Below are 14,190 nucleotides of genomic sequence, written 5' to 3'. Positions count from 1 at the left end.
CTCATGCCTGATCGAATCAGTTACACGTTTCAAGGAAACTATGAAATTTTATTCGTCAATCTGTACAGGTGAAGTGTCAAATAGACAGCTTCAGCATCTTGTACAGGCTTTTTCAATGCATGTTGCAAAATTTTGATCATTTTCCAAGCAGTATTGTAGCATAAAGGATATTCATTTTTCAATAGATGAAGCAACTTTTCTGGCTCCTCTAATGATTCTTCCCGTTTAATACGCTCAATCGAAAACGTAATATGGCGGAGTAAGCGTAAATAATGAATACTTTCTCTATCTACTTTCATATGAAATGCATCTTCTATGACTTGGACCATTTGTGTCATGAGCTGCGAATGACGGTTGACCTCGGATAAAGGCCGGTTCGTTAAAGCAGAGTGAATGTGGAGCGCAATAAACCCAATCTCTCCTTCGGGCAGCTTTGTTTCAACATCTGGTCGCGCATTTATCAGTTCCACGACTTCCTTTGCGACCTCGTATTCTTTCGGGTATAAGGATTTCGTTTCAAGCATAAAAGGATTGGTGATATCATAGCCTTGCTTAACTCGCTTAAAACTAAAGGCAATATGATCTGTCAGAGCAATGTGAATATGCTCATTTAAGCGATGCCCCATTTTTTCTCGTATATGATAAATGACGTCATTGGCAAGCTCAATCATGTCCTCATTAATGTGGTGCAGCAATTGTTTGTATTCTGTTTGCTCTTTTGTGTTCTTTAACACAAACATTTTCTCAAATGCCGCTTGATCGAGAACGTCACCCGATTTTTTCCCAAAGCCGATCCCTTTATCAATCAGGACCACTTCGCCTAAAGAAGGGTGTTTTGCGATGATGACATTATTATTTAACGCTTTATCAACGGTGAAGGATTCCATGAACATCCCCACCTCCTTCTTATTCAATCCTTCTTATCGTACAAAACAGATGAAACGTGCGTCAACGATTGTTTTTTAAAATAGTCGTTGTGCGCTCAACGAGTCGATATGACAGCACCCTTTTTTCTGGTGCCTCTCCTTGTAACGCTCGATTGAACAAGTCAAATGCTTCCTGCCCCATTTGTTTGAGGGGAATGTCTATACTAGAAATCCCCAATGCTTCACTCAATTGATCGTTTTGAAAGCCAAGTATGGCTGGTGATTCTCCAACGTTTATTTGGTGACGCTGTGCTTCTAGTAAAAAACCTGCTGAGACATCATCGTTTGTAATCAGTAAGGCTGTCGGACGATTTTTCATCTCTTTCCATTCTGTAAATAATTGCTTGCCATCAAAAATGGTCAGTTTTCCTTCAATGATCCATTCCTCATCAATGTCCTGCCCAAGCGACCGCATCATTTCTTGATAAGTCTGAATGCGAACTTGGCTATTCTCCCCTTCTGTTCTAGCAAGAACGATTGCGATTCGCTCATGACCGCATGCCGCTAAGTGTTCAAGCCCTTCCTTAAAAGCCTGATCATGCGCAATCGATACCGATGAACATGTATCATGCGGAGTAGGATGACAAAAAATAATAGGACCAGATTCCTGCCACTTTAAAATGTCTCGATCACTTAACGCATTTGAGCAAAAGATTAAACCATCCACACGCTGCTCTTTTAAGCTCATTAATGCTTCTTTTTCCTTTAATGGGTCATATCCTGTTTGAAACAAGGCAAAATGCATTCCGCGCTCCTGTGCTTTCTCTGCAATCCCTGTGACAATTCCGCTGAAATAGGAGTGATCAATTGTCGGAAGCACAATTCCAAGCATATTGGAATAGCCCTTTGCTAAATGCACTGCCTGAATATTCCGTGTATATTTGAGCTCTTTCATCGCACTAAGTACGCGCTCTCGCTTTTCTTCTTTGACATAAGGATGATCATTCATCACTCGTGATACGGTGGTAACAGATACACCCGCTCTTTTCGCAATATCCCTTATGTTAGGCATTTTTTCTCCTACTTTCTCTTGATATGGTAAGCGTTTCATACTTTAAGATGTATGTGAGCTGAACAAATCACTGGGTGGAAAGGGGAATTCAAGATGGGTATTATCATATGGATCATATTATGTTTGACTATTTTGTTTTCTGCTCGATTCGCACTACATCCTTTAGGAAAAGAACATAAAATCAAGCCGTTTCAATCAATTGATGATTTTTTTGTTGATAAGGATCGCAAAGAGTGACAAAAAAATCACGATGACGCTCCCAATACTTGGACGTCCATCGTGATTTTTTTCATTACTTGATGATCGTCAACTCTTTTGGATAATTGGTTAAGGTGACTGGGCCATCTTTTGTAATGAGAACATCGTCTTCAATTCTAACCCCGCCGACTCCTGGTACATAAATACCCGGCTCGATTGTATAAACCATCCCTTCTTTTAGAAGGTCATCATTTGCTTGACTCATAGAAGGGAACTCATGAACAGAAACCCCGAGTCCATGCCCTAGACGGTGCGGGAAGTATTCGCCATATCCTGCTTCTGCGATCAGCCCTCTTGCTTTTAAGTCAAGATCACCAATTCTCACACCCGGCTGGCTCATATCAAGTGCTGCCAATTCGGCTTTCAAGACGGTGTTGTAAATATCCTTTTGTTGTTCAGACGCTTCTTGATAGATGAAGGTTCTTGTAATATCTGAACAGTAGCCATCCACAATCACGCCAAGGTCAAATAAAACAAAATCACCTTTTTTCAAGGCTGCCTGTCCCGGATTTCCATGAGGTTCTCCTGATTTTTCTCCGAATAGTACCATGGTTGAAAAGGACATGCCCTGAATGCCTTTTTTCTTCAGTTCATATTCGATGACAGCAAGAACTTCGGTTTCCGTCACCCCTTCTTTTAGGGCATGAACCCCAATTTTGACGCCTTCGTCTGCCAATTGAGCAGCTTTTTTCAATGTTTCAATTTCAGCTTCGTCTTTAATTAGTCTTAGCTGATTGAGCACATCTTCTGCCCGGACGAATGTTTCTGCCCCAGTGATAGCTTGAAGCTGCTCTGCTCTTTGCAAAGGAATGGATTCTTTTTCAATCGCTAGGCGAGTCGCTTTTACTCCTCGTTTTTCTAGTGCCTTTTGTATGAAATCAAAGGGGTTTTCATGGTCTTCATATCCAATAAGATCTCCAGCCCATCCCGCATTTTTTGCTTGCTCAACTTCCATCTTAGGCAAAATGAAAAATGGATCTGCTTCCTGAAAAACAAACAGCCCCATCACTCTTTCATGCGGCTCTGTGAAGTATCCAGATAGATAGAATACATTCTCCTTTGTATGTATAAATGCACCTTGAATGTCTTTTTTCTTAAGCCAAGAAGACAAGTTTTTCATTCGATTCATCGTGATCCTCCTCACACGTTTGACTACTGATCTATTGTATCAGTTTTCACTGTATTTCGCACAAAAGCGCACTGACCTAAAGCCAGTGCGCTTTTGTGATTTGCTTAAGAAGCACGAAGCAAACGAAGTCCGTTTAAAATAACCAAAATCGTACTGCCTTCATGCCCAATGACACCAAAAGGTAAATCAAGAACTTGTAAGAAATTCGCACAGATTAACAAACAAATAACAGTTAATGAAAAGATGATGTTTTGTTTAATGATTCGGTTCATCTTTCTTGAAAGACGGATCATCTTTGTCAAGTTGTTTAAGTTATTTTTCATTAAAATGAGATCTGCTGTTTCTAAAGCAACATCTGTGCCTCCGCCCATTGCGACGCCAACATCTGCTGTGGCGAGTGCAGGTGCATCATTGATTCCATCTCCGACCATAATGATCGAATCACCTTGTTTTTTCAGTTGATTGACTTCGTGTACCTTTTCATCTGGAAGACATTCAGCGACAACGGTTTGGATGCCTGCTTCCTCTGCAATCGCTTCAGCTGTTTTTTGCTGATCCCCTGTGAGCATGACGGTTTGGATGCCTAAATCATTCAGCTCCTGAATCATTTTTTTGGCTTCAGGTCTGATTTGATCCTTCAAACCGAGACAGCCGACAACTTCTTGATTTTTTTGAACATAGACAACTGTATATCCTTTGGATGAAAGAACATCACCATTCTCTTCAATGTCACGATCCATTGAAGCTTTTCCGGCAAAATCTTTCTTCCCAATCCGCCATGTGTCCTCATTTAATTGTGCTTCCACACCAAAACCTGATGTTTCTTCAATGGTTACGTGGTCTGCCCGCTCTGTATGATGCTCTTTTGCCATGTCAGAAATGGCTTTAGCTAATGGATGGTTTGACTGACTTTCAATTTGATAGAGCGCTTGATAAAAGGTCGATTCATCCTGCCCTTTTGCCAAAACCACTTTTTCAACAGCTGGTTTTCCACTTGTAATCGTACCCGTTTTATCAAATGCAATCATCGTACTTGTGCCCAGTTTTTCTAAAAAGACACTTCCTTTTACAAGCATACCGTTTCTTGCACCGTTTGAGATGAGTGAAAGAGCTGCTGGCATAATTGAGGCAACAAGTGCACAAGGCGAAGCAACCACCATAAACACCATCGCACGGTAAAACGTTTCACTCATGCTCCAGCCAAGTACAAAATGAGGTAGGAACATTAAAATCGCTACAGTGATGAGCACACCTTTTACATATGCACCTTCAAATTTTTCAATAAACGCTTGGCTTGGCGATACACTTTCTTGTGCAGATTCCACCAGCTTAATGATTTTATGAAAAAGTGTTTCTTCATTATGTTTTGTTACTTCTACTGTTAATGAACCATTTAAATTCACTGTTCCTGCAAACACATCTTCCCCTTGCCCTTTTTCCTGAGGCACCGATTCACCCGTTAAGGCAGATTCGTCTACACTTGTTCTTCCGCTCATAATCACACCATCTGCTGCAATTCGTTCGCCCGCTTTGATTAAAATACGATCGCCTGGCGTAAGTGAAGAAGCAGCGATTTGGATGGTGGTTCCATCTTCTTCAATTAAAGTGGCTTCATCTGGAGCGATGCTCATTAAGGCCGTTAAGTCTTTTTTACTTTTATTTGACGTATACGTTTCTAGCGCACCGCTGAGCGAAAAAATAAAAATTAAAATGGCGCCCTCTGCCCAGTAGCCAATGATCGCTGAGCCTATCGCAGCAAATATCATTAAAAGTTCTACATTTAATGTCTTGGATGAAATGGTTTCTTCAATTCCTTCCTTTGCCTTTGCAAAACCACCAATAACAAAAGCAAGAATGAAAAGAGGAATACTCCACATCGTTTCATCCTTTAGAAACCATCCAATCAAGATGAGAATCCCCGAAATGCCTGCTGCGATTAATTCTCCGTGCTGTGCCCATTTTTGAAAGAGCGAGTTGGATCCCTTTTGATCTGTCGTTTGATAAAGTGCTGTATTCTCATTCATGATTACTTTCTCCTCTCTAATTGATAATGATTTTCACATTATCAATCGTTGCCCGTTCCGTTTATCATCTATATTTTCTGCTATTTCAAGCTTTTTATAGGTCTGTAACTCATTATAACAGGTTCTGATCAATTTTCAATTAATAATTATTATAATTTCTTTTTGATAATAATTATCGTTATTAGCAACCGACATTTCTTCCTCTTTCTGAGCACATTTTATTCATCTGAAAGGTAATTGAACACAAAAAAGAACCAACGGATCGACCATTGGTTCTTTACAGAAAGCTTGTGTTCTAAGAATTTGTCCACTCTTTGATTTGTTTTTTCGTCAGCGGACCTACATGGTTTTTGACCACTTCACCCTTTTCATTGATGAAAAAAGTCGTCGGGATCGTCATGATTTGGTATTTCTTCATCATTTCGCCGTGCTCATCGAGAACGATCGGAAATGTAAACTTTCTGTCTTTCACAAATTGGGCAACAGCATGCTTGCTTTGCTCAGCACCAAGTAAATTAACAGTCAGTATGTCTACATCACTTTGATTTTCTTTCACAATCTGTTCAAAGGCTGGAAGCTCCATTTTGCAGGATGGGCACCACGTTGTCCAAAAATGCAGAATGGTCCGCTTCCCTTTCACCGGGATCACCTGCGTTTCACCTGTTAATGTAGGAGCTTCTATCCTCGGCGCCATGACAGGCTCTTTTGCTTCAGCCTCTATGTTCATCAGAAATAAAAGAAGGGTCATCATGAGAAGACTGGCGGGTAGATATTTACGATTCATCAGCATCTTCCTTCCTGATTTTCCTATAGCTTGCCCGCTAGCTGCACATGACATTCAAGCTTTTTTCAATGTAAGAAACATGGAGACGCCGAGTTCCTTGCAAATCGTCGCATAATGCAAAGCCGTTAATAGCAGCATCCCCGTGTTCATTCCTAAGATAACACCCATCATATTTAAGGATTCGATGGATCCTAGGAAATACACCATAGAGAACGACACCATGTGCACCCATATATTATGTAGGAACACATCTTTAATAAGACCCATACCAATTAAGCAAGCTTGAAACGGCATCACGAACAGGTGGCATAAGAAGTAAGGCCATAGCAGCTGCAAGTAGACGGCTGCTTGAGGTGAGTCAAAAAAGAGCTGCGTGAGCGGATAAGCGAAATAATACATGATCATCACGGCTGGCACCCCATATCCAAACGTAATGAGAATCGCTTGTCTGACACGTTTTTTCACGAGATCATACTGCCCCAAGGCATAGGCTTCTGATACATTCGGAATCATCACAATCATAATGGAATGAGCGATAAACGCCGGAAAAAAACCGATCGACATCGCTACGCCAGCAAGCATTCCGTAATGATCTACAGCAAGCGTACCAGAAATGCCCGCTGCAACGAGGGCTCCTTTGATTAAAAACGGTTCAACCGCATTGGCAATAGCATGAAAGATACGCATACCTGTTGTCGGAATGGAGACTGCTAACAAACGTTTTCTGACGTCAATTCCTCTTAACTCAACCGCTCTGACATTCACAGCATTTTTCGCCATGACGTATTGGGAATATAAATAGATAAAGACGACGAGATCACTTGCAACAATCACACCAATCGCGATAAGCACCGCTGTTTCAATATCAAACGAATACCAATGAAAAAACAAAAACAAACAGATAAGCTGGATCGTTTTTTTCAGCATATTGGCTAGAGCAATTCTGCCCATTTGCTGCTTGCCCATAAAATAGCCGCGTGCAATGGAAGTAAAAGCGATGATTGGAATGAGTGACAGAACCAGGCCCTTCATCAGCGGATGATACGATTGAAATACAGGAATGAAAGGCAGTACAATGGCTGCTATTGCCGTTGTTGTGCATGTCACCACAAGCGTCATTTTAAATGCATGGCGAAGCATACTTTTATGAAGCCGCTCATGCGATTCTGCAATGAATTTAGAAATGGAGACTGGCAGCTCTAAGCTGGCGATCACAAGCACAAGCATGATGATCGGAAGGATGCTCATATATAAACCCATTCCATGTTCTCCAAGCTCTCTCGCTAAAATCATATTGACTAAAAACTCGATACACTCAGCAATGAAAGCTGCGACAGATAGCAGAATGACCCCTTTTACAAATCGATTCATGTAGCCTCCCCTTGTCTAAAAGCAAATTCTTTTCACATTCTATGAGACAAGTCCTGAAAATATTTTAATAATTGAAGACAAAAAAACAGCGACTGATTGATCGCTGCTTTTCTTTACACTGCAAACACATGACGGCCAATGCGTTCTACAATTTTACGAGAACGAATCCAGTTATCTGTCGCCGTTTTTGGATTATAAAAATAAATCGCCTTTGTTGTTCTGTCATCTTCTTTGACAACCTGCTTCACTGCTTTTACGGAATCCTGGTCTGCCTTATCATTGATACTTCCATTTGATACTGGCTGGAAGGCATTTCGCTGATAAATCACGCCTCTGACACTGTCAGGAAAAGAGCGGTGTTCTACGCGGTTTAAGACGACGCTTGCTACCGCTTTTTTCCCTGCGTAAGATTCACCTTTTGCTTCGGCATGTACCAACCGAGAAAGCAAGTCCATTTCTTCATTAGAATAGTGTGATTGATTTCTTGAGCTTGCTGGCTTTGCCGTTTCCTTTTTCTTCGGCTTCGGTTTTGATGCCTTTTCCTCTGTTGACGTGCTTAGCATTTTCACTTTAGGCTGATGTTTCTCCTCTGAAAACGCTGGGATCACGGTATGCTTTTCATCTTGATCTATATATGAAAGCTGATGCTTTACAGGTGCTTGTCCAAGTTTCTGACTTAATGTGCCTTCTTGCTCTTGTATATTGTCCATCTTGATCGCTGAGATGAGCATAAGGATGGCAAAAAGAGCTGTATGAATTTTGATCATTCGCCTCATTCCTCCTTTAATCAATGTAGGCTGTAAGATACTTGTCCACTCTAACAAGAGCTTCTTCTATTTTCACGCACAAAGATTTTCATGCCTGTCCAAATTCCGTCATTAAATGGCATGTCCTAGTTGAAATACGCATGAACTGGTAATGTAAGCGTTTAATATAGTCTCTTTTTAGCCTATAATCATCCTTATGCTCCTGATTATGGGTTATTACATTTTCTTTTCATATGTATCAAGCTGGTTTGAAGTGTGACAAAAGAACCAAAATAAAAAGCTTTTTCTCATGAATGAGAAAAAGCTTTAGCTTCTTGCTTCTTTAAGATATTCAAAAATAACATCTCCACCATGCTTGGCGATTCCGCGAAAATGTTTAAAATCATCTTGATTGACCAATACAGAACGAAATGTTAAAAAATCATCCTTTTGAATGGTCACTTGTTTTTCAGTACCATTCCGTAATGATTCTAGTATTGTGTTGATGTGTTCTTCAGTCAAAAAAATCGCTCCTTTTCAGCCTTGATCAAATATTAAATATACCATTCGTTTTCAAAGCGTACAACGAAAACGAAAGAAAAACGTCTTTATCCTTTACATTGGTATGAAAATATTGCAAAATACTTTTTAATAGGGAATGAAATCTGTTTTTAAAGGAGAGGGATCGGTTGAAGATTGCAAAAATTGGGAATGTGATCGAATTTAGAAATGGTTTAACAGGTGTAGTTGAAAAAGTGAATGAAAACTCTGTTATTGTGGATGTCACCATTATGGACAACTATAGAGATTTAGAACTGGATTCACTAACAGTCGTTAATCATAAAAACTATAAAATCATCAAAGACTCCGTACATTAATTTGCAATCCTCAATTCAGCCTACCGTTACATAAGGATATACGAAGCAGAGCTGATCACAATACCTTACTTTTTATGTTTTATGTAAAAAAAGTGATCTGATGCAATATTAGCTCTAGATAGGAGAAACTAATATGCAACATTCAAATGATATCATTGTACGTTTTGGAAAAATAGAAGATGCTGAAACTACTTTAGAAATTCAAAAATCAGTGATTGCTGAGTCAGATTATTTACTGACAACGCCGGAAGAATACAAAAAAACCTTGTTAGAACACAAGGAATGGATACAGAAAAGAATAGAAAACGAAAATGAGACGTACATAGTTGCCCAAACTGGCGATCAAGTCATTGGATGGATAGCCTTTGAACAATCATCAAATAGAAAAAGAACTTCTCACGTTGGTTCTTTCGGCTTGATGGTTGATAAGAGCTATAGAGGTTTAGGCATAGGGGAAATGTTACTAACAGCATTATTAAATTGGGCAGAAAAGAACCCTTCAATTGAAAAGGTTAGTTTAGCCGTTTTCTCCACAAACCAAAAAGCTATTTCTTTGTATAAAAAGATGGGCTTTTTAGAAGAAGGGCGTAAAATCAATGAATTTAAAATAAATGATCATGAATACTGGGATGATGTATTAATGTATAAGCTCGTTTAATACGATGAAAAAGAATTGCAGAAATAAAGACATAATAAATTGAATCATCAATTTATTATGTCTTTTTCTTATTTTCTCTTACATCATTTGATGAAGGCGTCAGTCTTTTTGCGCGTGAAAGGTTTGCATTTCCGCTTTTGTTTTGTACATGTCAACTTCTTCAGGTGTTATCACGCCTTTATCAATTAAAAGGGCGATCACTCCAAGTAATGTGGAGGCACTCCATTTATATCGTTCTTTGTTTTGATGTTCAAGCACCTGAAGCTCTTCCCTCAATTCCATTAGCAGCTTCTCTGTTTTGTCTTCTTTGTTTGCCAACACAAACGCCCCCATTACCATTCGCTCATTTCAATTTTATCTTAAAGTAAATATATCAAGAATAAAAGCACGATACACCTTTACAAACATACGTTCTGTCGTGTATACTATACATACGAGCTGGTAGCCCCCAGCCGTCCTAGCAAGTTCTATTCCTATTGGTATGAGAAGAGTGACATGACTCTTCTCTTTTTTTATGTGTCATCATGATCTATTCCATAAAAAAAGACATGTCATCCACATGTCTTTTCTTATTTATTAGCGATTATCAATCGTTTCTGGATACATATCGTGATTCATCATACGATACGATGCCATCTCTTCATACTTTGTCCCAGGTTTTCCATAGTTCGTATACGGATCAATTGAAATACCGCCTCTTGGTGTAAATTTTCCCCATACTTCGATATATCTTGGGTCCATTAATTCAATGAGGTCGTTCATGATAATATTCATACAATCCTCATGGAAGTCACCGTGGTTACGGAAGCTGAACAAATATAATTTTAATGATTTACTTTCGACCATGATTTCATTTGGGATGTAGCTGATATACACGGTCGCAAAATCTGGCTGCCCTGTTTGCGGGCAAAGTGATGTGAATTCTGGGCAGTTGAATTTCACAAAATAATCTCTATTCGTATGTTTATTCGGGAACGTTTCAAGCACTTGTGGTGCATAGTCAAACAAGTAATTGGTCCCCTGGTTTCCTAGTAAAGTGACACCTTCTAATTCTTCTGGTTTTCTTGTCGTCATTTTGTCTCTCTTCCTTTCTATACGCCTCGTTTATTTCCCCACAATAGCGTGTGCAGTTGTGGTAAGACTCTCACACGATTCAAATCAGGGTCTTGCGCTACTTGATCTACAAGCATTTCGTATTTCTTTAATAAGTGCGTCAATAGGTACGCATCATCAGCTGTTGTTGTATCATCATTTCCCACCTGCAAATAAAAAGGAAGGTCTGGGTATTTCGCATGGACATCCTTTGCATAGGCTAGATCAAGATCATCAAAGATGACGACCTTCAGGCTTGCATGATGCAATCTGTTTCCATTTTTCAATTCATCTATGATACGCGTTAGTTTCGTAAAATCTGTTTTCATATTTGAACTTGGTGGTTTTGGAGAAATGGTTAAATCATCTATCTTCAAAAACCAATCTTGATACATCGTTCCCTGCGTTTCAAGCGCCGTATCAATTCCTTCTTCATGCAATAAATCAATAAGTGATTCCATTTGTTTCAAAAGCGCAGGATTCCCACCTGAAATGGTGACATGAGAAAATGCCTTTCCACCTATTCTCTTCAGCTCTTTTACAATGTCCTCTGCCTGAAGCCACTGAATATCATGCTTAGCTGATCCATCCCATGTAAAAGATGAATCACACCAGCTGCAAGAGTAGTCACAGCCAGCCGTTCTGACAAACATGGTTTTTTGGCCAATGACCATTCCTTCTCCTTGAATGGTTGGACCAAAGATTTCTAAGACAGGAATCGCTTTAGTCATTGAGCTCAACTCGTTTCGGACGGTAAATGCAGTAGCTTGTTGGTGTCTCTCTGACAAAAACTTGAACACATGTCGGCTTGTTCGCTAAAGTCGTTAAATATGCGGCCACTTTATCATACACAGTCTTTGCGACAACCTCAGTGGTTGGCATCGCGTATGGATCATTCGATGAGAATTCTTCATGGTCATTGAGCAGTGTATGGTCGTACTGTCCATGAATGAGTTTTTTTAGTGTGCTAAAATTCACAAGGAAACCTGAATCATCTAGATGATCTCCTGCAATCGTAATGTTAATCGTATACGTATGACCATGTACGCGGCTACAAGCGCCAGCATCTTCTCTCGGGATAAAATGGGCTGCCGATAGATGCATATCTTTATTTAATTCAAACGAAAATGGATGATTCGTCTGTGGATAGATTTGAGAAAGCATTTAGTTCGCCTCCTTCATGTCCATATAAGTGTCATAGCCATTTTTCCGAAGCTTACATGCAGGACATTCCCCGCAGCCATCAGAAATGATGCCATTATAGCAAGTGAGTGTTTCATTTTTCACAAAATCTAGCGCATTCAGTTCATCAGCCAGTTTCCACGTTTCAGCTTTATTCAGCCACATGAGCGGCGTATGGATGACAAATGGTTTTTCCATTGCCAAATTCACCGTGACGTTACAAGATTTCACAAACTCATCTCGGCAATCTGGGTAGCCGCTAAAGTCTGTCTCGCACACACCCGTGATAATATGACGTGCTCCAATTTGATACGCAAGAATGGATGCAAAGGATAAGAAAACTAAGTTTCTCCCCGGAACAAATGTGGAAGGCAGTTCTCCTTCTTTTTCTTCAATATCAATGTCATCTCTTGTTAAGGCATTGGGTGCAAGCTGATTTAAAAGAGACATATCTAATAGATGATTTTTCACCCCTAGCTTGTCAGCAATTCTTTTGGCGACATCAATTTCTTCTTGATGACGCTGATTATAATGAAAGGTTACCGTTTCAACCTCTTTAAATTGTTGAAGTGCCCATAGTAAACATGTCGTACTGTCCTGTCCCCCACTAAAGACAACGACCGCTTTTTCATTTTTCATTTTCCTTATCCTCCTTTTGCAGACCCGTACCACCGCACAAAGCTGCATCTGAAAGGTTCATGAAAACCCCTATTTTTCTCAAAAGAAAAGACACCTTTACATGTGTATGAGGTGTCCCAGCCATAAAAAATAAAAAATGCCACATCCAAGGATACGGCAAGTCCTTAGTTTTTTATAGAGGGTTTTGCTAGAACCTCTCCCGTTTTCACGGATTTTTGTTCAATTTTCACAGAGGATAGTGTACCACATAATTGATGTACAAGCTATCCCTTCTTTACTTAATCACCTGATGCAGGCACTTTTTTCAGACAAAGAAAGAGGATAAAAAAGATACTGACATAGCCAAAAACAGGGTAAACCGTTGAAATGAGTGTGCCGTATCCAATTTTACTGATCACATAACAGCAAAGCAAAATAAAGGATATCGTATACATACTGTTCAATCGGATATACGCCCTCACCTGTCTTTCGAGACCGTATAAATTCCCTATAACGGATGTAAAGACTTCACCAAAGATCACGAATAAATAGATGAGATGAATGGAGTTTGCGACTTGATACACCACTTGGGCCATCGGGATATCATAAGACTCCAGCATATCTAATGAAGAAAGAGATAAAAAGCAGGCGAGCAGAATGAGTGTCAGCATCAGTCCCCCAAGCACCGCTCCTTTTTTGATAACGGCTTCGGATGTCATTTCGTTTGCGACCGGCACTAATACGGCTTGAGACAGCGCTAAATTAAATGCACCATATGAAATCGCAGACAACATCCATTCGCCCTCTCCCATTTGCAGCCCCAGAACGTGGCTTTCACCGCTACTAAACACAAATGAGTCTAGAAACACAATCAGCGAAAAGAAAATCAGCATGGGAACGACAAGTACATTGACACCAAATAACCCTTTTGACCCTTTAAAAAGGACAATGACACTTAAAATAATCGTTAAAAAAATACCATATTCTTTTGAGATGCCAAGTTGTTCTTCAAAAATAGCGCCTGCGCCAGAAATCATCACTGACGTCACACCTAGTAAGATAAAAAACATGACGATGTTAATATATCGACTCGCAGCAGCTCCAAATAAAAACCGATTCATATCTTGATAAGATTCCGCTTCAATTCGTTTGGAAATCAGCATCATTTTTGCGCCAAGGCCGGTAAAAATAACACCGCTAATCAAAATCCCGATCAATCCAATCCAGCCAAAACGAACAAAAAATTCTACGATTTCTTTCCCTGTCGCAAACCCAGCTCCAACCACTGTTCCTACATATACAAAGGCAAGCTGAAAAGCGGATTCATTTGAACGTTTCATATGACCCCTCCGCACCCATCACTTTCGATTGTCTCTTTTTTATCCTATGAGACAAGTTCCTTGAAAAGAAGGACAAACCATGTTTAAATGCAAAAAAGGATTTTTCATTCAGCTATGAGCAAAACAGTTGAAAGTCAAAATAGGTCAGAGTATACTATAGTCAAAGATGGTC

The 14,190-nt window shown here is 39.8% G+C and carries 16 protein-coding genes and 1 riboswitch; of the genes, 2 read left to right on the top strand and 14 right to left on the bottom strand.

Annotated elements, in window-relative coordinates; all coding sequences use genetic code 11:
• Positions 1-38: 38 nt before the first annotated feature.
• The 8 genes from glcT to LCD32_RS06295 form a co-directional block, all read right to left on the bottom strand.
• Complete coding sequence (glcT, locus tag LCD32_RS06330; RefSeq protein ID WP_017359435.1) at positions 39-893, bottom strand: glucose PTS transporter transcription antiterminator GlcT; 855 nt, start codon at positions 891-893, stop codon at positions 39-41.
• Positions 894-948: 55 nt separating this feature from the next.
• Positions 949-1,938 (bottom strand): LacI family DNA-binding transcriptional regulator, encoded by a 990-nt coding sequence (locus LCD32_RS06325; protein WP_039956480.1) that lies wholly within the window; start codon positions 1,936-1,938, stop codon positions 949-951.
• A 292-nt stretch (positions 1,939-2,230) separates the two neighbouring features.
• Entirely contained in the window at positions 2,231-3,325 is a 1,095-nt protein-coding gene (locus LCD32_RS06320; protein ID WP_008348072.1) for a M24 family metallopeptidase, read from the bottom strand.
• Between the two features lie 104 nt (positions 3,326-3,429).
• The gene (locus LCD32_RS06315) at positions 3,430-5,349 is read right to left on the bottom strand and encodes a heavy metal translocating P-type ATPase (protein WP_125588968.1); all 1,920 of its coding nucleotides are present in this window, start codon (positions 5,347-5,349) and stop codon (positions 3,430-3,432) included.
• Positions 5,350-5,644: 295 nt separating this feature from the next.
• Positions 5,645-6,133: an endospore biogenesis thiol-disulfide oxidoreductase StoA gene (stoA, locus tag LCD32_RS06310; RefSeq protein WP_017367131.1), complete on the bottom strand. Its 489-nt coding sequence runs from the start codon at positions 6,131-6,133 to the stop codon at positions 5,645-5,647.
• Positions 6,134-6,187: 54 nt separating this feature from the next.
• Positions 6,188-7,504, bottom strand: a complete 1,317-nt coding sequence (locus tag LCD32_RS06305; RefSeq protein ID WP_224563235.1) for a polysaccharide biosynthesis protein — start codon at positions 7,502-7,504, stop codon at positions 6,188-6,190.
• Positions 7,505-7,617: 113 nt separating this feature from the next.
• Entirely contained in the window at positions 7,618-8,271 is a 654-nt protein-coding gene (locus tag LCD32_RS06300; protein WP_017359441.1) for a cell wall hydrolase, read from the bottom strand.
• Between the two features lie 306 nt (positions 8,272-8,577).
• Entirely contained in the window at positions 8,578-8,772 is a 195-nt protein-coding gene (locus tag LCD32_RS06295) for a hypothetical protein (protein WP_008348081.1), read from the bottom strand.
• 167 nt (positions 8,773-8,939) lie between these two features.
• Here LCD32_RS06295 and LCD32_RS06290 point away from each other — a divergent pair, with 167 nt between their 5' ends.
• Together LCD32_RS06290 and LCD32_RS06285 are read left to right on the top strand one after the other, a co-directional pair.
• On the top strand, positions 8,940-9,128 hold the full coding sequence (locus LCD32_RS06290) for a YkvS family protein (RefSeq protein ID WP_003211747.1): 189 nt from the start codon (positions 8,940-8,942) through the stop codon (positions 9,126-9,128).
• Positions 9,129-9,261: 133 nt separating this feature from the next.
• Positions 9,262-9,786 carry a GNAT family N-acetyltransferase gene (locus LCD32_RS06285; RefSeq protein WP_035392243.1) on the top strand — a complete coding sequence of 175 codons (525 nt, stop codon included), beginning with the start codon at positions 9,262-9,264 and terminating at the stop codon, positions 9,784-9,786.
• Between the two features lie 99 nt (positions 9,787-9,885).
• On the opposite strand, the gene LCD32_RS06280 is transcribed toward LCD32_RS06285, so the two are convergent.
• The 6 genes from LCD32_RS06280 to LCD32_RS06255 form a co-directional block, all read right to left on the bottom strand.
• Positions 9,886-10,104, bottom strand: coding sequence for a hypothetical protein (locus tag LCD32_RS06280; RefSeq protein WP_025207245.1), 219 nt, complete (start codon positions 10,102-10,104; stop codon positions 9,886-9,888).
• A gap of 258 nt (positions 10,105-10,362) precedes the next feature.
• Positions 10,363-10,860, bottom strand: a complete 498-nt coding sequence (gene queF / locus LCD32_RS06275) for a preQ(1) synthase (protein WP_003211403.1) — start codon at positions 10,858-10,860, stop codon at positions 10,363-10,365.
• A 17-nt stretch (positions 10,861-10,877) separates the two neighbouring features.
• Positions 10,878-11,609, bottom strand: coding sequence for a 7-carboxy-7-deazaguanine synthase QueE (gene queE, locus LCD32_RS06270; RefSeq protein WP_079920434.1), 732 nt, complete (start codon positions 11,607-11,609; stop codon positions 10,878-10,880).
• Positions 11,602-12,042: a 6-carboxytetrahydropterin synthase QueD gene (gene queD, locus LCD32_RS06265; protein ID WP_224563231.1), complete on the bottom strand. Its 441-nt coding sequence runs from the start codon at positions 12,040-12,042 to the stop codon at positions 11,602-11,604. Before queD ends, queE begins: the two co-directional genes overlap by 8 nt.
• The gene (queC, locus tag LCD32_RS06260; RefSeq protein ID WP_008348090.1) at positions 12,043-12,699 is read right to left on the bottom strand and encodes a 7-cyano-7-deazaguanine synthase QueC; all 657 of its coding nucleotides are present in this window, start codon (positions 12,697-12,699) and stop codon (positions 12,043-12,045) included.
• 158 nt (positions 12,700-12,857) lie between these two features.
• A riboswitch (PreQ1 riboswitch) is annotated at positions 12,858-12,902 on the bottom strand.
• 75 nt (positions 12,903-12,977) lie between these two features.
• The gene (locus LCD32_RS06255; protein ID WP_041092377.1) at positions 12,978-14,018 is read right to left on the bottom strand and encodes a membrane protein; all 1,041 of its coding nucleotides are present in this window, start codon (positions 14,016-14,018) and stop codon (positions 12,978-12,980) included.
• Positions 14,019-14,190 lie beyond the last annotated feature (172 nt).

The sequence above is a fragment of the Bacillus sp. RSS_NA_20 genome (genome assembly GCF_020165915.1).
GTDB lineage: Bacteria > Bacillota > Bacilli > Bacillales > Bacillaceae > Bacillus > Bacillus altitudinis.
This window is presented reverse-complemented; position numbering and strand designations above follow the sequence as displayed.

Excerpts from the sequence above, each read along its gene's own strand:
- glcT (WP_017359435.1), bottom strand. The coding sequence starts at position 893 with ATGTTCATGGAATCCTTCACCGTTGATAAAGCGTTAAATAATAATGTC.
- LCD32_RS06325 (WP_039956480.1), bottom strand. The coding sequence starts at position 1,938 with ATGCCTAACATAAGGGATATTGCGAAAAGAGCGGGTGTATCTGTTACC.
- LCD32_RS06320 (WP_008348072.1), bottom strand. The coding sequence starts at position 3,325 with ATGAATCGAATGAAAAACTTGTCTTCTTGGCTTAAGAAAAAAGACATT.
- LCD32_RS06315 (WP_125588968.1), bottom strand. The coding sequence starts at position 5,349 with ATGAATGAGAATACAGCACTTTATCAAACGACAGATCAAAAGGGATCC.
- stoA (WP_017367131.1), bottom strand. The coding sequence starts at position 6,133 with ATGAATCGTAAATATCTACCCGCCAGTCTTCTCATGATGACCCTTCTT.
- LCD32_RS06305 (WP_224563235.1), bottom strand. The coding sequence starts at position 7,504 with ATGAATCGATTTGTAAAAGGGGTCATTCTGCTATCTGTCGCAGCTTTC.
- LCD32_RS06300 (WP_017359441.1), bottom strand. The coding sequence starts at position 8,271 with ATGATCAAAATTCATACAGCTCTTTTTGCCATCCTTATGCTCATCTCA.
- LCD32_RS06285 (WP_035392243.1), top strand. The coding sequence starts at position 9,262 with ATGCAACATTCAAATGATATCATTGTACGTTTTGGAAAAATAGAAGAT.
- queF (WP_003211403.1), bottom strand. The coding sequence starts at position 10,860 with ATGACGACAAGAAAACCAGAAGAATTAGAAGGTGTCACTTTACTAGGA.
- queE (WP_079920434.1), bottom strand. The coding sequence starts at position 11,609 with ATGACTAAAGCGATTCCTGTCTTAGAAATCTTTGGTCCAACCATTCAA.
- queD (WP_224563231.1), bottom strand. The coding sequence starts at position 12,042 with ATGCTTTCTCAAATCTATCCACAGACGAATCATCCATTTTCGTTTGAA.
- queC (WP_008348090.1), bottom strand. The coding sequence starts at position 12,699 with ATGAAAAATGAAAAAGCGGTCGTTGTCTTTAGTGGGGGACAGGACAGT.
- LCD32_RS06255 (WP_041092377.1), bottom strand. The coding sequence starts at position 14,018 with ATGAAACGTTCAAATGAATCCGCTTTTCAGCTTGCCTTTGTATATGTA.